Origin of the sequence: cyanobacterium endosymbiont of Braarudosphaera bigelowii (assembly GCF_020885515.1) — a bacterium.
Lineage (GTDB): Bacteria > Cyanobacteriota > Cyanobacteriia > Cyanobacteriales > Microcystaceae > Atelocyanobacterium > Atelocyanobacterium thalassa_A.
On sequence record NZ_AP024987.1, the window covers coordinates 1,312,402 to 1,338,374 of the forward strand.

20 protein-coding genes are annotated in these 25,973 nt (G+C 31.2%); 12 read left to right on the forward strand and 8 right to left on the reverse strand.

The window, feature by feature from the left end; all coding sequences use genetic code 11:
- Window positions 1-62 precede the first annotated feature (62 nt).
- The 6 genes from LPC16_RS05450 (at window position 63) to LPC16_RS05475 (ending at window position 7,790) form a co-directional block, all read left to right on the forward strand.
- On the forward strand, window positions 63-2,291 hold the full coding sequence (locus LPC16_RS05450; RefSeq protein WP_229637182.1) for a caspase family protein: 2,229 nt from the start codon (window positions 63-65) through the stop codon (window positions 2,289-2,291).
- Between the two features lie 294 nt (window positions 2,292-2,585).
- On the forward strand, window positions 2,586-5,138 hold the full coding sequence (locus LPC16_RS05455; protein ID WP_407084179.1) for a DUF3769 domain-containing protein: 2,553 nt from the start codon (window positions 2,586-2,588) through the stop codon (window positions 5,136-5,138).
- A 79-nt stretch (window positions 5,139-5,217) separates the two neighbouring features.
- Window positions 5,218-5,466 carry a 30S ribosomal protein S16 gene (gene rpsP, locus LPC16_RS05460; RefSeq protein WP_040055199.1) on the forward strand — a complete coding sequence of 83 codons (249 nt, stop codon included), beginning with the start codon at window positions 5,218-5,220 and terminating at the stop codon, window positions 5,464-5,466.
- Entirely contained in the window at window positions 5,459-5,800 is a 342-nt protein-coding gene (locus LPC16_RS05465) for a KH domain-containing protein (RefSeq protein WP_315855027.1), read from the forward strand. Before rpsP ends, LPC16_RS05465 begins: the two co-directional genes overlap by 8 nt.
- Window positions 5,801-5,874: 74 nt before the next feature.
- The gene (locus tag LPC16_RS05470; RefSeq protein ID WP_229637183.1) at window positions 5,875-7,134 is read left to right on the forward strand and encodes a glycosyltransferase family protein; all 1,260 of its coding nucleotides are present in this window, start codon (window positions 5,875-5,877) and stop codon (window positions 7,132-7,134) included.
- A gap of 242 nt (window positions 7,135-7,376) precedes the next feature.
- Entirely contained in the window at window positions 7,377-7,790 is a 414-nt protein-coding gene (locus LPC16_RS05475) for a DUF2996 domain-containing protein (RefSeq protein WP_040055196.1), read from the forward strand.
- Window positions 7,791-8,011: 221 nt separating this feature from the next.
- Here the strand turns inward: LPC16_RS05475 and murB are convergent, their stop codons facing one another.
- The 4 genes from murB to fabG form a co-directional block, all read right to left on the reverse strand.
- Window positions 8,012-8,947 (reverse strand): UDP-N-acetylmuramate dehydrogenase, encoded by a 936-nt coding sequence (gene murB / locus LPC16_RS05480; RefSeq protein WP_229637184.1) that lies wholly within the window; start codon window positions 8,945-8,947, stop codon window positions 8,012-8,014.
- Between the two features lie 116 nt (window positions 8,948-9,063).
- Window positions 9,064-10,518, reverse strand: a complete 1,455-nt coding sequence (murC, locus tag LPC16_RS05485; protein ID WP_229637732.1) for a UDP-N-acetylmuramate--L-alanine ligase — start codon at window positions 10,516-10,518, stop codon at window positions 9,064-9,066.
- 674 nt (window positions 10,519-11,192) lie between these two features.
- Entirely contained in the window at window positions 11,193-11,792 is a 600-nt protein-coding gene (locus tag LPC16_RS05490) for a peroxiredoxin (protein WP_229637185.1), read from the reverse strand.
- Between the two features lie 208 nt (window positions 11,793-12,000).
- Complete coding sequence (fabG, locus tag LPC16_RS05495) at window positions 12,001-12,756, reverse strand: 3-oxoacyl-[acyl-carrier-protein] reductase (RefSeq protein WP_229637186.1); 756 nt, start codon at window positions 12,754-12,756, stop codon at window positions 12,001-12,003.
- An 88-nt stretch (window positions 12,757-12,844) separates the two neighbouring features.
- On the opposite strand from fabG, the gene LPC16_RS05500 reads away from it, so the two are divergent.
- Both LPC16_RS05500 and LPC16_RS05505 read left to right on the forward strand, forming a co-directional pair.
- Entirely contained in the window at window positions 12,845-15,208 is a 2,364-nt protein-coding gene (locus LPC16_RS05500; protein WP_229637187.1) for a DHH family phosphoesterase, read from the forward strand.
- 88 nt (window positions 15,209-15,296) lie between these two features.
- A complete protein-coding gene (locus tag LPC16_RS05505) occupies window positions 15,297-16,130 on the forward strand; it encodes a tetratricopeptide repeat protein (protein ID WP_229637188.1) in 834 nt (277 codons plus the stop codon).
- Window positions 16,131-16,272: 142 nt separating this feature from the next.
- On the opposite strand, the gene LPC16_RS05510 is transcribed toward LPC16_RS05505, so the two are convergent.
- The 3 genes from LPC16_RS05510 to LPC16_RS05520 all read right to left on the reverse strand — a co-directional run bounded on the left by LPC16_RS05510 (window position 16,273) and on the right by LPC16_RS05520 (window position 19,680).
- Window positions 16,273-17,472 carry a class I SAM-dependent methyltransferase gene (locus LPC16_RS05510; protein WP_229637189.1) on the reverse strand — a complete coding sequence of 400 codons (1,200 nt, stop codon included), beginning with the start codon at window positions 17,470-17,472 and terminating at the stop codon, window positions 16,273-16,275.
- Window positions 17,473-17,786: 314 nt separating this feature from the next.
- Entirely contained in the window at window positions 17,787-18,719 is a 933-nt protein-coding gene (locus tag LPC16_RS05515) for a glycosyltransferase family 2 protein (RefSeq protein WP_229637191.1), read from the reverse strand.
- A gap of 88 nt (window positions 18,720-18,807) precedes the next feature.
- Window positions 18,808-19,680, reverse strand: coding sequence for an FkbM family methyltransferase (locus tag LPC16_RS05520; protein WP_229637193.1), 873 nt, complete (start codon window positions 19,678-19,680; stop codon window positions 18,808-18,810).
- 179 nt (window positions 19,681-19,859) lie between these two features.
- On the opposite strand from LPC16_RS05520, the gene LPC16_RS05525 reads away from it, so the two are divergent.
- Window positions 19,860-21,641: a hypothetical protein gene (locus LPC16_RS05525; protein WP_229637195.1), complete on the forward strand. Its 1,782-nt coding sequence runs from the start codon at window positions 19,860-19,862 to the stop codon at window positions 21,639-21,641.
- Window positions 21,638-23,809, forward strand: coding sequence for a 6-pyruvoyl-tetrahydropterin synthase-related protein (locus tag LPC16_RS05530; RefSeq protein ID WP_229637197.1), 2,172 nt, complete (start codon window positions 21,638-21,640; stop codon window positions 23,807-23,809). The genes LPC16_RS05525 and LPC16_RS05530 overlap by 4 nt, the downstream gene beginning before the upstream one ends.
- A 56-nt stretch (window positions 23,810-23,865) precedes the next feature.
- Here LPC16_RS05530 and LPC16_RS05535 read toward each other — a convergent pair whose 3' ends face one another.
- On the reverse strand, window positions 23,866-24,591 hold the full coding sequence (locus LPC16_RS05535; protein ID WP_229637199.1) for a WecB/TagA/CpsF family glycosyltransferase: 726 nt from the start codon (window positions 24,589-24,591) through the stop codon (window positions 23,866-23,868).
- 335 nt (window positions 24,592-24,926) lie between these two features.
- Between LPC16_RS05535 and rpsL the strand changes: the two genes are divergently transcribed.
- Both rpsL and rpsG read left to right on the forward strand, forming a co-directional pair.
- Window positions 24,927-25,301, forward strand: a complete 375-nt coding sequence (gene rpsL / locus LPC16_RS05540) for a 30S ribosomal protein S12 (protein WP_040054393.1) — start codon at window positions 24,927-24,929, stop codon at window positions 25,299-25,301.
- A 104-nt stretch (window positions 25,302-25,405) separates the two neighbouring features.
- A complete protein-coding gene (gene rpsG / locus LPC16_RS05545) occupies window positions 25,406-25,876 on the forward strand; it encodes a 30S ribosomal protein S7 (RefSeq protein WP_040054392.1) in 471 nt (156 codons plus the stop codon).
- The last annotated feature ends 97 nt before the right edge of the window (window positions 25,877-25,973 follow it).

Here is a 25,973-nt window from a genome sequence, read left to right on the forward strand (position 1 = left end):
CAATCCATACATTTTAGAGTAAGTTTTATAGCGTTATTTCCCCAAGAGAGCAAATAGGAACCATGAAATGGGATCGACGAACTTTTTTACAGGCCTTACTCACCTGGGGGATTGCTCAGGGAAGTACTATACGGCCAAGCTACAACAGTAAATTTTATAGATACCACAAGGCCTTAGCAGAATCCACAAATCGTAAATTGGCTTTACTAATAGGTATTAATACTTATACTAAAAATCTTAGTTTAAAAGGTTGTTTAACCGACATTGAAAGACAAAAAGATTTATTAGTTAACCGTTTTGGTTTTCATCCAACAAATATTCTTACCCTGGCTAATGAACAAGCCACTTGTCAAAATATTAAAAATGCCTTTCTAGAACATTTAGTAAATCAAGCCAAAACAGATGATGTTGTATTAGTCCATTTTAGTGGTTATGGTACACAGGTCAAGATACCCTCAAACAGGATATCTCCTGTTTCCGATTATTCAGTCTTAACTCAAGGAATTATTCCTAGTGAAGGTAACCAATTAAATAAAAATATAACTCTCACGAATAATATTCTTCAAGAAACACTATTTTTACTAGGAAAATTAGTAGATACAGAGAAATTAACTATGGTCTTCGATACTAGTTATTATAGTACCGGAGAAATTAATCAAGGAAATTTGAGAGTACGTTCCTTACCATACCAGGTATCAGAAGCCAACACAGATGAGTTGGTTTGGCAAGCAGAATTAAAAAGTAAAATCCAGAATAGTGGAATCTCAAATGACTACGGAACCATCCTATCTGCTGCTGGGATAGGTCAAGTTGCTACAGAAATTAAAGGAAATGATTTCAGTGTAGGACTTTTTACATATGCATTGACTCAATATTTGTGGTCAGTTACTCCTGCGAGTCGGATTAATATAGCTTTAAACAAAGCTACAGAAGAAGTTCTACCAATTGTGGGAGAAAGCCAAAAACCACAGCAACAAAATAGCACTCAAAAATCTCTATTTGCATATTATCTGTTGCCTATTAATTTCCAAGGAGCAGAGGCTTTGATTGATCATGCTGAAGATCTTGATAATATCCAAATTATTTTTACTGGAATTTCAGCTGATATTCTGAGACATTATGGATTAAATTCTATTTTCCATACCATGTCTTCCAATCCATTATCTTTTTTCCAGTTACACTCTCGTGATGGTCTAAAAGGGAAGGTACACCAAATTTCGAAAGGAACTAGAATTTATCAGCCTGATTTAATAGGTCAATTATTACAAGAATCAGTCCGTTGTTTACCACGTACATTAGGACTAACTGTTGCCCTTGATTCAAAGTTACAAAGAATTGAAAGAGTGGATGCTACTAGTGCCTTTTCTGTAATTGATATAGTATCAGACATAACTAATGATGAAGAAAAACCTGTCGATTGTATTTTGGGATTACTTGCTTCATTTCCTTTTTCAACCTCTAGTTCAGAGTCTTTAAATTCATCAGAAAAATCAAAATATGGACTCTTTCTCCCAGGTGGGGTTCAATTCCCTAATACTTCGGGTAAAACTGGAGAAGCTATTAAGTCTGCTGTTGGAAGACTACATCCAAATTTGGAAAAACTTTTAGCAGTAAAATTACTACGATTAACTGTTAACGAAAGTTCTTCTAAATTACTTTGCTCCATAAATCTTGAGGGACTTAATCCTGAGCCCTATCCAATAGATAAAAGAGAGACTAATAGAAACAAAATATTTACTTCTCAAATAGGCGAAATTAAAGATAACCCTTACGAGATTTCTAACCTTCAGGGATTGCCCAAAGTTGCACGAGGTACTCGTTTACGCTATTGTTTGCACAATCAAGGTGATAAAACTCTTGATTTTATAATTTTCGGAATTAATAGTAATGGCAAAGTAATTGCTTATATTCCTGCTCATGAAAAAGAAATAGAATTAAAAGCCCAAGGTGCAAGCTTCTTGAAACCAGGTATGAAAAATGCTATTCCGTCTACTTCAAGTGGTTTAACCTGGACAACGTCAAGCACTAGAGGATGGGAGCAGATTTTACTAATTGCTTCAATATATCCCTTCTACAATACTTGGCAAGCTTTAAAAAAAATACCAGAATTTAAAATAGAAAAGGACCAGATTATTATTCTTAACGATCCATTAAGCATAGCTAAAGCGCTTTTAGAAGATTTAAACACGGCTAGTATACAAATAAATAAGAGGATTATGTCAAATTCTGATACTTATAATCTTGATGTTAAAGCCTGGTCTACCCTAAGCTTTATTTATCAAATTATATAGATTTAGAAATTTCAGGATATATTATGGCCAAGAATTTTAATTGTTTAAAAATTATAATTTCTACTAGAAAACTTGTAAGGCAGTTGGTTGTTTAGAAAGTATTGGGAAAAGTAACTATATTTATTAGATATATATCTCATACGTAAATAACTAGATACTATATTTATCGTTTAAGTAATTAATCTTATCAATTTTGTTAATCAATTTTTTTTTGTAGAAGTAAAGCTATTCTACACATAATTATAAAATAAGATTTGATTTTAGGTTAGTTTAAACAAGGTTGTGTTAACTTAGATGGGTAAAACGTATAAGAATGAGACAAAGTCTGCTTCTGCTCATCTCCTCTTATCACGCTGCAAGTATTTGGTTCCTAAACCCTTGAGCTTGATATTATCAATTAAGATGCTGTCATTTGTTCCACCACCTAATCTACCAATCCAAGTCCAAACGATTGTTACTCATAAAGAGAAACAATTTCAACCATTTTTGAATATTAACTCACTATTAATTGATTCAAAAAAATATAGTTCTAAACCAATTAAATTAAGTGGTTTAGGAAATGTTTCGCCTTCTAAAATTACTTTTAATAGCTTTAAAAATCAATTAACCGATATACAAAAACTTTCTAATTCAAAAGTTTTTTCTTTATCTTTGTTAACAGAAAAAAATATTGACAATTTAAAGAGAGTTACTCAAAGAGAGAATCTTGAAACCCTACAGTCTTTTAGAAAAAGTGCTAATGGGTTGTCAAAAAGACGAACTATTAAGGTAAATAAAAACTTCAATGAACAAGAGAAAATCTTATTTTCAAATCTTGACCCAGAAGACCAAAAATTACAACAATTAACATTTAATGTAATTACAGAAGATAAATCATCTATAAGCCAACAAATTAAACCTGTATCTAAACTTGCTCCAAGAAAAATAATTGGAGTAGTAGAATTGATTGCAGATCGTCAAGAGTATGACTCCGAAAAAGAAGTAGTATACGCAGAAGGAAAAGTTGTTATGCGTTTTACCAATGGAGTCTTACTGGCTGATCGCTTATGGATAAATCTTCCTAATAGGTTTGCCGTAGCTGAAGGTAATGTAGTCTTAGATCGAGGAGAACAGACACTACGAGGAGAAAGATTTGAATACTATTTCGTTCAGGATAGCGGAGTCATCTTTAATGCAAGTGGACAAATATATCAACCTACCACAGGACAGGATTTCACTCCTACTTTACCTACTGCATCTGATAGCAATTTAATTCCTAATCAAATTTTAAATGAAAGATTAGCCCTTGAACAGCCACTGAAGAAAGTTACTAGAGCAGAAGGAATAAGTTATTCCTTTGGACTTTCATTAGAAGAAGATAACATTCAAAATATGGGAGCTAATGTAGGCCAGCGCAATGGAGGACAAATTAATAGAATTCGCTTTCAAGCAGAACGAATAAAATTTGATGCCAATGGTTGGCGAGCTAATAATGCTAGATTAACGAATGATCCGTTTTCTCCTCCTGAAGTTGAAGTTCGTGCCGAGGCAGCTACTTATAGGAACATAGCTCCTTTGGTGGACGAAGTAAAACTTACCAATTCAAGAGTTGTTCTTGATCAAATCAATTCTTTCCCAACTCAAGATCGTCTTATATTTGATCACAGAGATCGTCAACCAGGAGTTATTTCTTTTGGCTTTGATGACCGTGATAGAGGAGGACTATTTGTGGAAAGGGGATTTAATATTGTTGATACAGATAACATAAATTGGGAAATAACACCTCAATACTATATCCAGAAAGCAGTTTCTCCTCAAGGATTAACTGTTGATGATCAAAATACGGATCTATTTCAAGAAGATAAAGATGATATTGAATTAATAAGCCCCCCTGCTTTTGGTTTAGTTAGTGAAATTAATGCTAATTTAAATAACAAAACTACGTTTTTTGCCAGAACCTCCCTTACAAGTCTAGAATTTGATGATGTAGAAGATCGTTTGAGAGTCAAAAGTTTTGCACAGTATAGAATTGGAAATTCGGCTGCTCCTCATGATTTAAGATTTGAATATAATTATCGTGAACGCCTTTTCAACGGTTCTCTAGGATTTCAAACAGTTCGCAGTAGTGCTGGAATTCTTCTTGTTTCTCCTGATATCGCCTTAGATAAATCAGGTCTTCAGCTAAGTTATCAAGGGTCTTTTCAAACTGTTAATGCTGATACAGATAAATATAGTTTGCTTGGACTTAATTCTAGTGATAATCGAATTAGTTTAACTCGACTGCAAGGAGCTGTTTCTTTAAACCGTCCATTTTTATTATGGTATGGAAAAGCTCTTCCTCCTGATCCAGAACAGGGCTTAAAATATACTGCGACTCCAGTACTACCTTTCCTAGTTCTATCAACTGGAGTTACAGGAGTAACAAGTTTGTATGGTAATGGAGATTCTCAGCCTTCTATCTTGGGAAATATTAGGCTATCTGGACAAGTTGGTAATTTTTCTAAACCGTTCTTAGATTATACTGGCTTCAATATTAGCTTTAGTCAAGCGCTTAGAGGAGATCCTTCTCCATTTATGTTTGATCGTTTTGCAGATTTAAAAACTTTATCTTGGGGAATAAGTCAACAATTATATGGTCCAGTTCGTCTTGGTGTACAAAGCTCTTACAATATAGACAGAGATCGTGAGATTAATACTGATTTATTCATTGAATATAGTCGTCGTACATATAATATCCTATTACGATATAATTCAGTCTTAAAGGTTGGTTCTCTTTCTTTACGTATTAGTGACTTTAATTGGGGAGGAAATCCAGGTCCATTTGATGGTACAGGTATTAGACCTGTCATCCAAGGGATGCCTCGCTAGATAAAATATCGTGATATAATAGTAGGCTTGAGATAAAAACTCATCAATAAAGTTCAAATCATAGGGACATAAAATTAGAATGGTTAAATTAAGATTGAAAAAATTTGGAAAAAAACGAGAAGCTAGTTATAGAATAGTTGCTATAAAAAGTAGAGCTCGTAGAGATGGACGTCCTCTCGAAGAATTAGGATTTTATAATCCGAGAACTAATGAAACACGATTAAATATTCCTTCTATTGTTGCTCGTTTACAACAAGGCGCTCAACCAAGCGATACTGTTCGAGCTATTCTTGAAAAAGCAAAAGTTTTTGAACAAATTAATGTTTGAGTTGACTGATGTGATTAGTTCTCATAATTCTAAAACTCCTGACTACTTAAAATTAGTAGAATTTCTAATTGAACCTTTACTAGAGTCTCCAAAATCTTTAAGTATTGACTGTGAGAAAATCAACAGTAGTCAAAGAGTTTGGATAAGATTAGCTGTTGATGAAGTAGATAAAGGGCGAATTTATGGAAGAGGGGGACGTAATATTCAGGCGATTCAAACTATTCTGACTACAGCAGCAAGTACTGCAGGTCAATCGCTTTATCTTGATATTTATAATATACCTGATAAAAATATCTATTCTCAGGTTTCCCCAAGAAATCAACCTATGTCGTAAATTTGTTTGACGATGTTCTCATCTTTAAAGAGACAATGCATAATAATTGCTCTTAAAACTCGTTAATAAGAAAAATGAAGCCCATTGACATTCTAATACTTTCAAATGGCCCAGGAGAAATAACTACCTGGGTCAGACCTGTTGTAGTTTCTTTGCGCAATCTTCTTGGAAATGATCGCTCTCAAGTCAGAATTTCAGTAATGTTATCCCCATGTCCTCATAGTACAGGACAAGAATCTCTTATTGTTGAAAATTATATTGAAGTAGACCGAGTACAGTCTAGTAAGTTTTTTTTCCCTTTCATATTATTTGGAAAAACATCTGATAATTGGGACTGGAGAAAAAAAGGAATTGTTTTATTTTTAGGTGGCGATCAGTTTTATACTTTACTTGTTAGTAAAAGATTAGGATATAAATCTTTAACTTATGCAGAATGGGAAGCTAGATGGTATCGCTGGCTTGATACTTTTGCTGTTATGAATCAACCTGTTATTAATAAAGTTCCACAAATATATCAAAATAAATTTATAGTTGTTGGAGATTTAATGGCAGATTTTACTCCAGCTCCATTAGACATAGTGAAAATGGTTGGTAATCCTTTCATTGCTCTTTTACCTGGTTCTAAAGCAGGTAAATTAACTCAAGGGGTTCCACTCTGTTTAGCTATTGCTAAGCATATTTATCAACAGCGTCCTAATACTTACTTCATTCTTCCAGTTGCTCCTACGTTAAATATTAGCGACTTAGTCCACTATGCTCAATCTAGCCATAATCCTCTTGTAAAAGAAATGGGAGGAGTAGAGGCTAGTTTAACAGTTAGAAATATTAACAAGGTAAAAAAATACTTTTTACAAATTAATAATGGACCTAATATAGAATTAATTAATGATTCTCCAGCACATTCTTATTTACGTAAATGTTGCCTTGCACTTACAACTGTAGGAGCTAATACTGCAGAATTAGGAGCCTTGGGCATTCCAATGATAGTTTTACTTCCAACTCAAAAGCTCGATGCTATGAGAACATGGGATGGTATCCCAGGAATTTTATCTAGCTTGCCATTTGTTGGGAGTAAGTTTGCAAAATTTATAAATTCGCAAGTTATTAAAGAAGGTCGTTTATTTGCATGGCCTAATATATGGGCAAAAGAAAAAATTGTTCCTGAACTAGTGGGAGAGTTACAGCCGGATCAGATAGCTAACAAAGTTTTAGACTTTCTAAATAACCCTTTAAAACTACAAAAGATACACTATAACTTACTAAAAGTTAGAGGAAATTCTGGAGCAGCTTTTCGAATTGCTAAAATTATTAGAGATCAATTAGATTTGACTTAATACTTAATTGTTTTCATCATATGAAGTTAACCTTATATTAAGGTAAAGTAAATATTTATTTTAAAATAATTCAAATATATAAATAGGTTTATGTGTCCATAATGAACAAATTATGTAAGATTAGACTGAATAGTTCGTATAGAAATTTTTCCTGAAAAATTATTTTGTGAATAGAAGCATAACTTACTATATAAATGGTAAGATCTTCTTGTCTGGCACAGTCACAATATTAAGGAAAAACCATGGTAGAAGAGACAAAGCCTAAAGAAAAAAAAGAGAAAAAGGAAAAACCTCCTGCTATTGAGGATAAGCCATTTACTGAGTTTATAGAGCAGCATTTTGTACCTACTCTTAAAGAAAGTTTAAATAAAAAAGGGTTAACTGATATAGAACTATCTTTTACTCAAGCCCCAATTTCTATTGTTGGTGCAAGTACCAATGAATCTTGTTCGCAAATCATTGGTACTTGGAGTAATAGTCAACGTCAATTTATAATTTATTTTCCTGAAGAAAGCATTAGTGGTCAAAAGGCCTTTTCTTATGGCCATAATAATAAATTTTTTAGCACTCTTGAATCTTTTATGATAGACGAGCGCAAGGTTACTCTAGATCTTCTAATACTGTACACATTGCAGCGTATTACTAGACAGAAATGATCTGCTAAATATTTATTAAAACTGAGTTGATTAATCATATAGGTCATCAACTCTATAATGGTGAAGATATAGCCTAGATTATCTTAGTTGATAAATACTTATTGTGAGGATTAGCGCTTCAGAAAGAAAATATGTTGATCCTCACATAGGCTATATAATTATAGAAACATACTCATCATAGTAGGTAAGTCTTAAATAATCTTTTTTTTTACTTACTAAGATTAGAAGGTAGAAAACTCTCCTAAGATTTTTACTTCTGGTTCAAGTAATAATGACCAATGGTCTTGAACCTTTTGTTGAACATAGCGAATTAAATAGAAAATATCTTCTGCCTTAGCATGACCACAATTTAAAATAAAATTAGCGTGACAATGAGATATTTCAGCATCACCTACACGGTGACCTTTTAATCCTAATTGTTCTATTAACCATCCTGCTGAATATGACGAAGGATTTCGAAACACGCTTCCACAGCTTGGCTTGTCATAAGGTTGAGAACTTTTTCTTTTTTGAAGATTTTCTTGCGTTTTCTTTGTTATCTCTTCTCTAGTGAATCCTTGTTGCAGTTGAAGAGTTGCTTCAAGAACTAAATATTTTCCATTTTGCAAAAAGGAAGTTCTATAATTATAATTTAGATCTTCAGGTGTCAATGTTTTAATTTTACCATCGTAAGACAAAACAACTACATTCACTAATAAATCAGCGATACACTTATTGTGAGCCCCTGCATTCATAACAACTGCTCCACCAACTGTTCCAGGAATACCAACAGCCCATTCTAGGCCTAGCCAACCTTTTTTAGCAGCTTGCCAAGCGACACTGACAATTGGTCTTCCCGCAGCTACTGTAACACATCCTGTCTCCTCATTAAATTGATAATGACGAAAATTACGTGTACTTAGTACTAATCCTTCAATCCCTTTATCACTTATTAAAAGATTAGAACCAGCTCCCAGTAATGTTAATGACAAATTTTTACTTGAGAACCATTCAAAAGTTGCTTGTAGTTCTTGCCAATTATGGGGAGTTGCATACCATTGAGCTTTTCCACCTACTTTGTAAGAAGTGTAAGGAGCCAAAGATACATTACTATGAATCTTCCCCATAGCACCATGTGATTTAATATATCCAGACAAAGAAGGAAATAGATGAGTCATAAACTATCTAAATTAATTAAAGTTGACTGGAAAATACGACTGCTAGCTTAATAAATTGTTCCGTTTCATGGACATGGTACATACTATAGTTTAATCAATTTTAATTATTAGTTAATTCAACAAAGATTAATAATATTAGGGATAATTTGGTTTAGATTACCTGCACCCAAAAATAGAGCCAAGTCTTTAGGCTGTAATAATTCAGGAAGTTTCTGAGATAGAATTTCTAGAGATGGAAAATAAAATACTTGAGGATGGTTTTTCTTAACTTCTCTAACTAGATCTTCGCCATGTATATTATTAATATTAATTTCTCCAGCACCATAAATATCTGTTAAAACTACTAGATCTGCATTATTAAAACAAGTAGCAAATTTCTCTAATAAAGCAAAAGTACGGCTATATCGATGAGGCTGAAAGATAACAACTACACGATTAATTAAAGTATTGTCAATTTTAGAAACTGCTGCTGATAAAGTTGCATCAATCTCACTAGGATGATGGGCATAGTCGTCAATGAAAGTGATTTCGTTACAATAACCACGTTTTTCAAAACGCCTTTTTGGTCCTTGAAAATTTAATAGCGCATTTACAATGGTAGAAAATTCTAAACCTAGTTCCCTTCCAACAGCAATAGTAGCAAGAGCATTACTAATATTATGATTACCAAGAATAGTTAAATTTAGCTGTCCTAAGCAAATTCCTCTTTCCCAGACTTCAGCTCTAGCTCCTTTATTATCATTAATAAGATTTTTAACTTTATAATCTGCTTGCTTATTAAAATCTAGGCTATAAGTAATATGAGGTGAAAAGTATGAAGAAATAATTTTACAATCAAGAGAGCCAACCAGAATATCACATTGTGCTGCAAAAATTTGAAATGTGTTGATGACCTCATCTAAGTCTTGATAATAATCGGGATGATCCAGTTCTATATTGGTTATAACACCAATATGAGGATGATGTTTAATTAGGGAACCATCAGATTCGTCTACTTCAGCTACAAGATATCCTTCTTTTGCACCCATTCTAGCATTACCATCCCAAGCATCCACCTCACCTCCAATAATAATAGTAGGGTCAATACCTGCTTGAAGCAACATATATCCAATTAGGCTACTAGTTGTTGTTTTGCCATGAGTACCTGCTATGCCAATACTCTTATAATCACTGATTAAAGCTGCTAAGATATCAGAACGATGAAAAATAGGACAACCCTTTTTTTTTGCAGCAAGATATTCAGGATTGTCATTGGTAATAGCTGTAGAACAAATTACTTGAGGCAAATATTTTTTATTTTGAACAATTTTGTTGTCGTAATTAGAAGTGAAAATTTCTTCTAACACCTGTTTTTGGTTACAGTTAAAGAATTCCAAATTTATTGCTTCTTGATGATTAAAAATACGAACACCAACTTTTTGTAATCGTTCAATAATATTAGTTGAACGTAAATCAGATCCAGAAACAGGAAGCTTACGTTTGGCTAAAATATATGCTAGAGCAGACATTCCAATTCCGCCAATGCCAATAAAGTGAAAAGGCTGACCACTAAAGTCTATAGTTTTTCCCATCATCTCTCCTTACAAACCACACAACTAGAACGAAATTAATAGATTACAGATTTATGGCCACTACATAAAAAGCTAATTTGTTGGTTATAAAGCAGACCAAATCTAATAATAACTACATTTGATTTAAAGGTAAAGGTATTATATCTATCAAAAAATTATGAAAAAACAATACCACAACTTTTGACTATTAAAATATCTATTTTTAACCATTTTTGTATTTGCTAAGATCTCTTAGGAATAGGCTAATAAGAGGCAATAAATTAACAAAAATTGTAAAAAATCGTTTACTTGGAAAGGTAATACTCTAACTACATATAGATGTTAAAGCTAAACAGTTAAGTTACTGAAAATAAACTTTATCAAAAATAAAGTTTATTTAGCTTATGAAAAGTACGTTCAAAGTTATCAAAATTGGCTGTGATTTTAGTTTTTTAGGCAACATTGATTATTATCTTATACTTATCTAATATATGAAATATAAGAACTAATATTAATAGTAGTTTCTCTTAAGGAAATTGAATTATTCTATATATTCATAGACGTTCATTGGGTTTTAATTTAATAAACTTAATATTGAACAATAAGCAGGCCATTTTTGCAAAAAAAATAGTTTATAGTTTTTTGAAAATCTTATATTCTGTAATCTTTGCCTAATTAAAAACTTATAAAATTATCTAAGTCTCAGAGAAGTACATATTTGACTTTCCTAAATTTAAGACTATTGCTTTATTTCCTTCTTGCCAGTCCACAGGACATACCTCTCCGGGATAATTCTGAACATGTTGTATTGCCTTGAGAATACGTAACGTTTCATTGATACTACGTCCAAAGGATAAATTGTTAATTGTGATGTGTTGAATAATTCCTTCTCTATCAATTATAAATAATCCCCTTAAAGCGACACCAGAATCTGGATCTAAAACATTATAAGCATTACTAATTTCTTTTTTCAGATCAGATATTAAAGGATAGTTTATATCAGCCACACCACCATTTGTACGAGGTGTTTGAATCCAAGCTAAATGAGAAAATTCACTGTCGACAGAAATGCCTAGAACTTCAGTATTTATTCTAGAGAATTCCTCATATCTATCACTAAAAGCAATTACTTCTGTAGGACAAACAAAAGTAAAATTTAAAGGGTAAAAAAACAAGACAACATATTTACCAAGGTAGTCAGAAAGCTTCTTAACTTGAAATTCCTGATCCACTATTGCTGTAGCTATAAAATCAGGAGCAACTTGTCCAACTCGTAAATTTTCTTGTATGTTCATAGTTCGATCTCTAACAATAAAATCATTTAAGATTTATATTCTGTCATAAGCTTATCTTCAAGCTAATTATATTAGCTTTGTCTTAACTTATTTGTTTCTGAAACAAAATATTTTTAGAATTAGCTATATACAGCAGATATAGAAATAATATGAATATTAAATTAATTTCACCGTTATCTTTGAAAAAGTAGAGTGAGATTACTTTGGTTTAGTTCATAACCATTCCACCATCTATATTGATTACTTGTCCTGTAATATAAGCTGCGGAAGGATCAACTGCCAAAAATTTTACGAGCCCTGCTACTTCTTTCACCGTACCTAACCTTCTTAAAGGAATAGATTGTAAAATATTTTCTTTTTCTATATCTTTTGTCATATTAGTATCAATAAAGCCAGGAGCGATAGCGTTAACTGTTATACTACGACTAGCGACTTCTTTCGCTACTGATTTAGTAAAACCCAATATACCTGCCTTAGCTGCACTATAGTTGGCTTGTCCAGGATTTCCTACTTCGCCTACTACAGAAGAAATATTAATTATACGCCCACTTTTTTGCTTGAGCATGATCTTTATAACAGCTTGAGTACAAAGAAAAACTCCTGTAAGATTTAAGTCTATAACTGTTTGCCAATCATCAGGTTTCATACGTAATAACAATTTGTCCCGTGTAACTCCGGCATTATTAACCAAGATGTCAATCCTACCAAATGTATTTAATGTGGTGTCAATAAGTTTATTAATATCTTCTGAATTAGCAACATTGGCTTGAACCGCAATGGCTTCTCCTCCATTCTCTGTTATATTTTTTACTACTTTTTCTGCTGCTATTTTAGAATTAGAGTAGTTAACAACAACTTTTAGGCCCAAACTACTTAGCTCTATGGCAATAGCACGGCCAATACCTTGGGATGAACCAGTAACAATAGCAACTCTGGAATCTAACGGTAAAACTGATGTCAACATCTTATTTATAAAGCTCTACTATCTTAACTGTTTATATTTTCAATTTTAGCTGTATAAATTAAGATAATATAAGAATTTTATAGATTTTTTGTCAAATCCTTTATTAATGGATACTCGTCAAATCAAATGGCAATCTCCACCATTTATAGATTTACCTTCTTCGTTTATAAATGATCTTAACTCTTTTAATATTTCTTCTCTAGAAAATTTTATACCTCAACTTTTATGGAATAGAAATATTAGAACTTTAGATCAGCTTAAAAATTTCTTAGATTTTAGTTCCTATGAATCTATAAGCATTTTAGAAATTTGGAATGAAGCTATACCTTCTATTCATAGATTAAAGACAGCAATTGAAAATAAAGAAAAAGTTATGATCTGTGGAAGAGAAGGTATTAATAACATTATTGGTACAAGTTTATTGTGGGAAGGATTAGGAAACTTTCTAATTCCTTATATCCAAATTAATTACTATATTCCTAGTTATAGCACTAAGTGTCATGGCTTTAATAATGCAATGATAAGGCAATTAGCCATAGAAGGAGTAAGTTTAATTATTAGTTGTGGTGTCAAAGACTTTAATTTACAAGACATTACTTATGCAAAATCTCTAGGTATTGACATTGTCGCAATAGGTAGAAATATTAACATCAACAATCTACATGATACTCTTTATACTATCGATTCTTACTCTTTATCTGAAAATCATCCTTTTTTTAATTTATCAGAAACTCCATTAGCATATAAGTTAATTGAAGCTCTTCATATAAAAATATCTAACATACCAAACAATAATTTAGATAGTCTATTAGATTTAGTAGCTATTAATTCAATTTCTACTTTATTGACATCAAATACAGAACTAAGATACTTAACTAAAAAAGGAATTCAAAATTTAGAGAAACAACTGAAAAATCCTAGTAGACCTGGGATAGCTTATCTATTGTACTTATGTAAATTATCTGGAAGTCGTCCGACCGATATTTATTCTGGTATAGGTTCTAGAATTAACTCTATTTGTTGTGTTAATAAAAGTTCTAGTTTTCTTGTAGAATTACTAACTAATAAAAATAAAGACTATTCTGAAAAACTTGCTCTTGAGGCTGAATTATCTAATATCCGATATAATAATCTATTACAACATATTATTAGAAATATTAGACAAACACTGAAAGATGTAGACTTGTTAACTACTCAAGTTATTGTTTTAGAAGATCCTGAATGGGAAAGTGAAATATTAAAATTAATTGTTCAAGAGGTTTCACGTGAATATGATAAACCAACAATTTTATTAACAAATGCAGAATGTAAGGAAAGTAAACAGCAAAATTTAATTTTTTCTAAAGGATATGCATTTTCTTCTAATAATGTCAATACTTATAAATTAATATCTTCTCAACGAGATCTACTATACTCATTTTATGGAGAAGAACATTCAAATTTAATTGATTTAAGTTTAAAGACTGAAAATGTTTCCTTATTTAGGGAGAGAGTAAACCAATATTTGCGGCAGGAGTTTGTCGAAATAAATATTGTGCAATCTATAATCAAAGCTGATCTAACAGTTACAGTTTCCCAACTTGGACAGTCTTTATTCAGAGAATTAAAGATTTTAGAGCCTTACAGTATAAATAATTTAATTCCTAAGTTACTAATTAAAAATTGTCATCTTAAAATTTCAAAGAGTAGGAACCGTAAACATGTCAAAAATAACACCTTAAAGTACATAAAAGCTGAGTTTACCATTTATGACTCCTCCTCTACAGAAGGATTTTTTGGTGTTTGGTGGGGACATTCCAGAGAAGAGTTACAGGTTAAAGAAGATAAAAAATTCGATGTTATTGTAGAGTTAAGTTATAACAACTTACAACCTGAAAACTATGAAATACGTTTAGTCGAAATGAGAGAAATTTCTCATTCCCATAATCTTTCTACAATAAAAAAAACAAAAATAAAATTATTAGATTATAGAAATAACAATAAAGTTATTCCTAATAGTATGGAAAATGAATCAGTCAACCTCTGCCCTGTTGATTGGCTAGAATTGTTAAGACTATATGACAAAAGCTGTAAAAACCAGCAGAGCTTAGTTTTGTCATACTCACATAGTATTGATTCATCTTCTATGAGTACAATCCAAAAAGCTATTGATATTGCCAATTTTTTATCTTGTAATGATAAAAAAATTACAAGAAAGAATTTACAGGAAATCTTATCATTAAGTGATTTTAGTCTAACATTAACGTTAAGTTTCTTGGAAAAATTTGGATTTTTAATCAATAAAAACAATGAAAGGTTATCTTTTCATGCTGTAATAAATACAAATAGTCAATACAAAGTATTGCTACAAAAACTTACTGAAGTAATTGAAGAGGAAAATTTTAAGAAAAGATATTTTATTCAAATTCCTATAGAGATATTAGAACAAATTTTAGCCCATGGCAGTCCTTAGTACCAAGTAATAACTTGCCTCTTAATAATCTAGAAAGTTGCATTATCTATTCAATCTCTAAGATAACGAAATTTTCAATTTAATTAATATGATTACTAAAATAATAAAAAATATTGGTATTATCATTATAATTAGCAGTTCTTTTGCAGTTTATTCCATAAAAAATGCAAGTCTTGCTCCTGGAAAAGATGATATACAGTATGAAAACAATACTTTAATGAAAGTATATAAAGATATAGAATTAGAAGCCATTCAATGGTATAACGAGGGAATTTTGAAGATAGAGAGTAAAAATTATCAGGAAGCAATTCTTTCTTTCACCACATCAATTGAGCTAAATAAAGATGATCCAGATTTTTACTATAATCGAGGTTATTCTTTTTTATCTTTAGAACAATTTCAGGAGGCAATTAGCGATTATACTCAAGCCATTCAACTCAATTCTGATTTTTCTTATGCTTACGGTAATCGATGTTATTCTTATCATCAAACAAAAGACTATGAAAAAGCTATTGAAGATTGTTCAATAGCTATTAGTTTAGAACCTGATTACGCAGATTTTTATACTTATCGTGGTAATGCTAAAGATAACTTAAAAATGCATGAAGATGCGGTTATAGACTATGGTAAGGCAATTTATTTAAAAAATAACAATTTTAAAACTTACTATAATCGAGCTCTAGCTTATAATCGCCTAGGAAAGTCACTTAAAGCAGTTCTTGATTATACAAAGTCTATTGAGCTCAACCCTGACTTTGCTAATGCTTACCACAATAGAGGTGTAACACAGTACAAGCTAGGAGAAACAGATAAAGCGATTAAAGATTTAAGGAAAGCGACTTTATTGTTTCAACTTCAAGGTAAAGTAGATAACGCTCAACATACTATAAGTACTTTAAAAGTTCTTCAACATGAAAAATGATATTCTCTTTGTATATATCGAATAAGATGATATTGTAAATACTTCACTAATATTCTAATTGCGATAAAAGACAATATATAAGGGTACTAACCATGATATGCTCACATATTTCTCACAATAGATTTAAGTAAGATATTTTGTTTTAAGGATTAACAGGAAAATAAAATTCAATACCTTTGTCGATTAGATGTTGATTGTTAGCTAAAATCTCTTTTTTAAAATTCCAAGCTAAAACATAATAAATATCAGGCAATTCTTTTAATTCTTTTTCTATTAGGACTGGAATATGCATTCCTGGAGAATAAAGGCCTCTTCTAAGTTCGTTTTTTTCAATTAAATAATTTAAGTATTGTGTTCCTATACCAAAATAATTTAACATTGTATTGCCTTTTACAGGAGCACCAAATCCCCAAATCTTTTTACCATCCTTTTTGGCTTGATCTAAAAAAGATAAGTTATCAACTTTCATTTTTTTAATTCTTTTCGCAAAATCTAAATAGGTAGCAAATTCATTACTTTTATCCTCTACTTCTGCTTTTCGCATTTTTAACAGGCGTTCACTAGGATTCTTCTTACCCTTATGGGTTACATACCCAATAATTGAGCCACCATGAATGGGCGATAAATATGCGTCAAACATTGATAAATCATGACGCTCAAGTAAGATTTCTATCGTATTCAGATTATAGTATAAGAGATGTTCATGATATATTTGATCGAATGCTAAATTATCTACAATTTTTTTCATGTAAAGAAATTGCACTACAAAAATACCATCTTCTTTTAATGCTTTTTTTATGCCTTCAGTGACAGAATGTAATTCCTCCAGGTGAAAGAAAACTCCTGCCGCATTAATGATATCAAATTTTTTATTAAGAGATTTTACTAAGTTAAGATTAAAAAAATTATTAACTGTTGGAATATTATTATCATTAGCAATTTTTGCGGTTTTCTTAGATGATTCTACTCCCAGTACTTCGTAATCCAAAGCTTGAAAATGTTTTAATTGAGTTCCATCATTAGAACCTATATCTAAGACAGACTTAGTACGAAAATCCTTAAAAAATTTATTATCGACTTCATGAGCAATATTTTTGAAATGTTCGCTTAGAGAATTTGTTACTCCAGATAGATAGGTATGATCTCCAAACATTATTTCTTTTTTGACAGTATAGTCCAGTTGTACTGTACCGCAATTGTGGCAATATAATACTCTTAATGGATAGAATGGTTCTTTTCCTATTGACTGGATATCCAAGAAATTGTTACACCAAGGTTGATGTCCTAAATCAATAGCTAGTTCTAAATCGGTAGAATCACAGACACGACAGATATTGTTCAAAATTTTTTCTCCTAGATGAAATATAAATTAACTTAACTTGAAGTTTAAAAATATTTTTTATATATCACTTTAGTAGTCTTTATAATTGTTCTGTTTTTAGAGAAACAGAACATGAAAAACTTTATAAAGTAAACTATTTATATTTTTAATTTTCTGAAAAAATAAATAAGGTATAAATTACAATTCTGTTTAAAAAACATTTATTTTTTAAATAGACTTTTAAATAATGAACATGTAGGCTTTTATCATATTAGTAGTGACTAAAATAACTACTACTAATGATTAATATGAATTAAGTCATATTAATGATATGCTTACCTTCGCAGAAAACCTAATTTTTCACGTACTAAATATAAAGGACGATGTTTATCTTCACGATAAATCCTCCCAATATATTCACCGATAACTCCTAAAAATACTAGTTGAGTTCCACCAACAAACAGAATTGCAATAAAAGATAAGGTCCATCCAGGTACCCAACTTAAAGTAAACAATCTTACAAATAAAGCATAAAATATTCCAATAACAGATAATGTAACAGTAAAGAGGCCAGCCCAAGTTGCCAATCTTAAAGGAACTAAAGAAAATGATAAAATACCATCAGCTGCAAAACGTATCATTTTAAAAAGTGGATACTTGCTAACTCCAGCTAAACGAGGACTACGCTGATAAGGAATTGCTATTTGACGAAATCCCACCCAGCTAACCATTCCGCGTAGAAAGCGATCACGTTCTGGCATCATTTTAAGCACTTCAACAACTCGTCTATCTATTAATCGAAAATCTCCAGTATCAATAGGAATTGTCACATCCGACATACGATTCATTACACGATAAAAAACTTTAGCACTCCATAATTTAAAAGCAGTTTCTCCTTGTCTATCAGTTCTTACACCATAGACAACATCATAGCCTTGAAACCAGTAAGATAACATATCCTTAATAATCTCAGGAGGATCCTGTAGATCAGCATCAATCAAGACTACAGCATCTCCCGAGGTATGATCTAGACCTGCAGTTACAGCCATTTGATGTCCAAAATTGCGAGATAAAAAGATTACTTTTACTTGTTCATTGTCATATTGCAATTCTCGTAAAATCTCTGCTGTTTTGTCTTGACTACCATCGTCAACATAAACTAATTCAAATTCAGGATTGAAATTACTTAGGACAGTTACTAACTGATTATGAGCTTCTTGAATAACTTCTTGTTCGTTATAACAGGGAATAACAATTGAAATAAGCACTATTTACATCCTTTCAGTCTCTAAGAAATTTAAAACAAGTAAATTATCTGTTCTAATATTAATAATTAAGTTATTTCCAAAATTATGATCATTTTTTGGGCGGTATTCCGTATAGAGTATGCTCTTCCATACTTAGGGTATAGCCCAAGGAATATAAAAAAGGTTGAATCGTAAGTAAAGAGGACTTTCCAGTTTTTACATCAGCATGAATATCTATACAAAGATAAGGTAAATAAGTTTGCAAAGTTTTTTTTGCACCTTGTAGTGCATAGAATTCAAATCCTTCAATATCAATTTTAATGGCTGATGGTTTTATTGATTCTTGAGCAATATACTCATCTAACGTTATTGTTTTTACTGTATAAGTAGTAAACTTTGTATTTGTATAAATATTACTATCTGAGGCTAAAGTTGACGTATCTGAAGCCCAAGATGAATTATTATCTTTATTGTATTCAATAAATTCAGCAGATCCTGATTGATCAGAAATTGCGTCAGGAACAACCATAACATTAGAAATATTATTTAAATTTAAAACTTTTTGTAAAATTTGTTGAGTATTCTTTGCAGGCTCAAAAGCATAAACTTTACCTTTATCTCCAACAGCTTGACTCAATGGTAAGCTAATGACTCCAAAAGATGCACCAATATCTAATACAGTATCTCCGTATTCGACTTTAGAACATAACCATTGCGCACAATGCTCTTCTACCAAGAAGTTAAGTTTCTTTTCTGGTAGAGGTGATAAACAATGCTGATAGGTTTGTAAAATCTCAATTGGAGATAAAATTTGAATTGCATTTAAGGAACATTGGACTACACTTTCAGGCTTAATATTATCTAAAAGATCTTTTATTATCTCACGTTTCTGATCTTTTAATATTTGATCAAGAGCATTTAAAATATCAATAATTCCTATAATTTTACGTAACTTATTGATTAAATAGTTTTTAGTTCCCATACTTTCTTTAAGTTGCCAATTGAAATAAATCTAACATTAAGAGATTAGTTAGAAGACTTCTAATTATATGTTCGAAGTTCCTAGAAATTAAAATAATTACTCTTTTTCCTATTTATATTTATCATGTATACGTGTAGATACTGAGAATTGAGAATCAAATTGTATTTATTAAACCAGATATGTATTCTAAAAACTTTAAACTTGAAAAATTTTCATCACAAATATTGTTTGCATCTTTAATAATCATATATTATTTAATTGGTTTTTATTTAATACAGAAAACATCAATCACTTCAGATGAATCTGCTTACATCGGTGCTGCGTACTCTTATATACAAGGTCTTGGATTAAACTGGGAACATCCTCTTCTTTTAAAGTTAATTGACTCAGTAATTTTTAACTTATTTTTCTCAAATCATGAAGCATTAATACCAACTATTAATCTTATTAATGGGCAAGAAAATATTGAAGCTCGTTTGGCTGCTTTTAATGTAGGGTATGAGCTCCTGACAAAAGATTCTGAAGCATTTCATAGAATAGTTTTTAGTCTACGCTTTGTACACCTGTTTTTCAACAGCTTCATTTTTATATGGTTTTATTTATATACTTTTATATTTAATGAGATTGATTCTATAATTTCTATAATTTTTCTTATTTTATATATTTTTTCTCCTAGTTTTTATAGTCATAATTTTTTAATTGCTTTTGATGTTAGTGTTAGTCTATATGCATTACTATTCATTCTGAGTTTTTCTTTTCTTGTAAAGTCTCTTGTTCAAGGAAAAAATAAATATTTAGCAGCATATTTCACTTTATTTACATTACTTTTATTTATTGCTATTAATGTAAAGTTTAGTAATTTAATTCTTATACCAATTATAGGATTGGTATACATCGTTTATAGTATTTATTTACTAATCAAAAAACGCAAGCAAAAATTTTTACAAATTACCTTTTTAGGAAGTTTGAGTTTGTTATTACAGGTTGTTTTGACTGTTTCAATTTATAGCTTGGCTTTTAGAAATTTACCTAATAAATCTTTGTCAAATATTCTAAATATTTATATTCAAGGTATTGGGATGAATTTAAGTACAGCAAAAGGTATAAGAGAGCCCTTCCTAAATGGACAGTTCATATCAACAACAGCTATTAATTATTTATTAAAAATTTTTTGGTTTAAGGAAAATTTAATCCTTTTAATAATAGCAATTTTTCTCTTTTTAGTTTGTACAAAAAAAATATTATTTGTACAATATCCTATACAAAAAATACTTAAATCTTACCTTAACAAAAAAATATTGTTAGTTGTTAGTATAGTTTCTATGTATCCAGTAATTTACTTATGGATAAGTAGTAGTAGTCGTTTTGTTATTGGGTATAGATACTTCTACCCTATTATCATATTTGTCTATTTATTGTTTTCTACCTTATTGGTTACTTTTAGTTACAAGTGGAAAAAGTACATCTTATTAGGATTAATGACATCTTATATTTACTTAGGAATCACAGGAATTTCTCAATCCTTAAGTTATGTTAATCCTCTTTGGAATAAAGAAAAATGGCAATTAGCTGATGACTCTACAGTTAATTGGGGACAGGAAACACAGCATGTAGTAGAGTATTTGATACAAAATAGATTATTGACAGAAAATAACGAAAATACTCTTGTCTATCAGCTTTTTGGTGTTAACATTGGTTTTGTACAATATCTTGAACTATTAAGTAAAAATTACAAATACCCTATTAATATTCAATCTTACTATCAACCTATACTTGATCTAAAAAATAAAGAGATTACTAAGTTACCTTATAAGTATTTGCTAATTGACAGTACTGTGAAACAGCAGATATATGTAGAAAAAAATAATAATCTCGCTGCCTCTCAGAATTGGGATTTTTTAATAAAAAGAAAGCCGATTTATTCACGCAATAATATTATTTATATCTATCAAATTAAATGATTCTAAACAATATATCTAAATTTGTAAATCAATTAATACACAGAAATCGTATAAGTTTTAAAATTATAGTTTTATATGGTGTTATTGCGCTTTCATTGATGGCACCAATGGCTTCATCAACAATAATTCCTTCTATTAATGATACTCCTTCCCATATAAGCTATATAGTACAGGCACGAGATGCTATCAACGAGGGGCAATTTCCTCTTCGTATAGCTCCTTTAGAAGATAATGGTTGGAGATATCCAGGATTTCAATTTTATAGTCAACTACCTTATTTTATAGGTGGGTGGTTTTATAAATTACTTACTCCTAATAATCCTTATGATGCATATAAGTTGGTTATTATAATATCTCTTACTATGGGAGGATTATATGTTTATTTCCTAAGTCTTAAACTTACCAGATCTCGTATAGCATCTATTTTGAGTGGAGTTGCCTATATGTCAGCTCCCTATTTTTTAAATAATATCCATGCGAGGGGAGCTTTTACTGAAACAGTTGCCCAAGGGATTCTCCCTATTGTTATTTACTATGCTCTCGAGTGCTACTTAACTAGAAAAAAACGCTACTTCGTTTTAAGTGCATTGAGCTGGTTTTGCTTAAGTATTACTCATATAATAACTTTTATTTACGGAACAATTTTTATTTTTTTTCTGCTTGTAATTGTTATTACTCAAACAAGGAAAACTAAATTTAGTTTTCCTTCTCTTGTAAGTTTACTAAAAGCTTATATTTTAGGATGGTTGTTAGGACTATATTTTCTTGCTCCTATTATTTTAGTTTCTCCTTATCTTTCCATTCGTAAGCAGATTAAGGCAATTAATCCTTTTGGGACTAATACTTACACACCTATAGCTAATTTATTTTCTCCTGTATCTCTACCAGCTGAACCATCAGAAAATGGTTTGGCAGCTACTTATGGGCTTCATCCAGCTATTGGTTGGATATTTCTAATTGCTTTTGGCATTGTAATATACTATAGATATTTTACTCCCTTCAATCCACCTAAATTAAAACTTATTCGTCCTTATATTGATGGATTACTATGTGTATTTCTTCTTGCTTTATTTTTAACTTGGAGTCCTATTAATATCTGGAATATTCTACCACGTCAGTTATGGGTAACCCAATTTACATTTCGTTTCATTACCCATATTATGTGGGCAGGAGCATTGTTAACAGCATATGCGATTGTTCTTATTTTTCGTGAAAGACTTGATCGTCGCCATTTAATTATTGGAATATTACTAATTATCTTATTTGGACGTTCATGGATCCCTGCCCCAAGAGGAACTCTAACTGTCAATAAGTTGGTAGAGGAACCGTTGTTCAAGTATTCCGGATCCTTGGATTACTTATATCGTGCTCCTGTAAAAACTATTTACGGTAAAAATGAATTGCCTTTATTACATCCGGAATGGATTCCTGGATATAGTACATGGAATACCTTTGTTAATCATCCTTTGATTCTTGATGCAGAGTTACGTTATCCAATATGGGATGAAAAAGAAAATCCTATAATCTTTTTAGAAGCAGAGATTTCTCCAATAAACATTGAACAACCCATTATTCTAGAAGCCTATATTGATGGTAGAAAGATAAGTTCTGTATTTCTTAATTCTCCTAAACTTAATTGGCAGATTCCTTTGCCTAAAATTTCACCATCTAGTAAAGATTTTGGGTTAAAGTTTGTGTTAAATGATGTTGCTGAAAATAAGCAGCTTCCCAACATTAGAGTTAATCGATTTTTCTTAGAAGGAATGTCTCCCGAGAAAACAATCATACCGGTTTCAGAAACACAACAATATTGTAAACAAGAAGGTATCAATACTGTTTGTGAACTTGTGGTTGGAGAAGAAGCTCAAATAGCTCAACTTCCTGTGCTTTATTATCCGAATATGTTTAAGCTATGGGTTGATAATAAACCCTTCAAAGAGTCTTTCCCAGTTCACTATCGAGATTATAGTCTAGTAGGTTTAAAACTTAAAACAGGAAGCCATATAATAAAAACTACTTTTAATGGCTTAGTTTGGGCCAATTGGATAAGTGGTCTAACTTGGCTTATTTTAGCTATCTACATTATTACACCTTTATATAAAGATTTGAAGAAAGAAAGCTTGAAGTCTCGAAATAATTCTTATTCCAAAAAATTAGGAAAGGATTAAATATATTACTTTTTTTCTTGAAATGAAACTTTAATTTACAGCTGAACAGATATATTTCATTGATTGAGGAATATTTCAAGAAAAAATTTAGGAATTGTTAACATGCGTTTCCAACGCCAAGGTTCCTGATAAAGTCTGTATAACCATTCTAAATTATTATTCTGTAACCATAGAGGAGCACGCGATTTATTTTCTGACCATATATCAAAGCTTCCCCCAATCCCCATCCAGATAGATTCAGGACATAGATCTCTATTTTTATAAATCCATTGTTCTTGACTAGGTACTCCTAGCCCAACCAAGATCAATTTAGGTTGTCTTGTAAACAATATATTTTTCCAATCCTCTTCTTCTTTAGAAGATAAATATCCATGGTTGGTTAGAATATCAGCTTTTGGTAATTTTTTTAGCCATTTTTCTGCTGATTTTTTAGCTACTCCAGGTTTTCCACCATAGAATGCAATTGGATGTCTATCTTTTTCATTACTTAATATTTGAATTAAAACTTCCGCTAGTTGAATACCTGGACAACGCTTTTGATCTATTCCATTAAGTTTTAAAGATAAAGTTATTCCTGCACCATCAGGAATAACCAACTGCGAACTTTTAATAATTTTTGCAAGTATACTATTCTGCTTCGTCATCATCGCCATTTCAGCATTAAGAGTAACAACATGTATTCCTTGATGCTCTTTTAGACTCTGTATCAACCATCCAGCATAATCAGTAGACAAATGAACAGGCAAACCAACAATTGGGAAAGATTTTAGAGATGATGGCATTACTTATTAAGACAAGATAGGCAAAACTAAATTATTAATATACAACAGACATCAAATAAAAACTAATTTATGAATATTATTCAGTTAATAGTTATAGATTGTAGTTTTTTTAATTACTTTAAACAAGTATTAGAAATCATCAACTTAAATCGTATATCCGATATGATTTTTTTGAGAGCCAAGCTACTAATTAAGGTTCACAGTAAAGAATATTGTTAAATTTAACTTAATGATGTTGACATATATTTGCTTTTTTTGATATGGTGAGAATTTGTCAGCTATCTTGAACAATTGATAGTTTTTTTGACATCTTCTTTCTATATAAAATTTATTTTATGCCTACTATTCAGCAGTTAATTCGGAGTGAACGCTCCAAAGCAAAAAAGAAAACCAAGTCTCCAGCTCTTAAACAATGTCCTCAGCGCCGAGGAGTTTGCACTAGAGTCTATACTACTACTCCTAAAAAGCCAAACTCTGCTTTGAGAAAAGTAGCCAGAGTCCGTCTGACTTCAGGGTTTGAAGTGACAGCTTACATACCAGGTATTGGGCATAACCTACAAGAACATTCTGTTGTATTGATTCGCGGAGGTCGGGTTAAAGATTTACCTGGTGTTCGTTATCATATCATCCGCGGAACCTTGGATGCTCAAGGAGTAAAAGATAGGAAACAAGGACGCTCTAAATATGGGGCTAAACGTCCCAAAGATTAGATCATATCTTTGAAAATACAGATTAATTAAAGTCCACAGACTTTGAGAGCCTAAATTGATAGAATCGTTTAACAGTCTTAATTATTCAAAAGGAAAAGATTATTATGTCCCGTCGAGGAAATATTAAAAGGAAACCAGTACCTCCTGATCCAGTATATAGTAGTTGTTTACTTAATATGACTATTCGTCGAGTAATGAAAAGCGGTAAAAAATCTGTCGCTGCAGGCATTGTATATGATGCTATGAAAGTAATTGGAGAACGAACTGGTAAAGAACCTCTAGAAGTTTTTGAACAGGCGATAAAAAATCTAACACCACTAGTAGAAGTTAAGGCCCGACGTGTTGGAGGGGCAACCTATCAGGTACCTATGGAAGTTCGCCCTTCTAGAGGCACAACTTTAGCTTTAAGATGGTTGATTCGATACTCTAGAATTAGGGGCGGCCGTACTATGGCTGGCAAATTGGCCAGTGAAATTATGGATGCTGCTAATGAAACAGGTGCAGCAATGAAAAAACGTGATGAAACTCATCGTATGGCTGATGCGAACAAAGCCTTCGCACATTATCGTTATTAATGAGAACTTTTTCAGCAATTCTGTTTAATTCTAGTACCTCCTTTCTGAAGTTAGCCTACTATAGATTTCTTAAAAGAGAAATATTAAGATTGTAAGT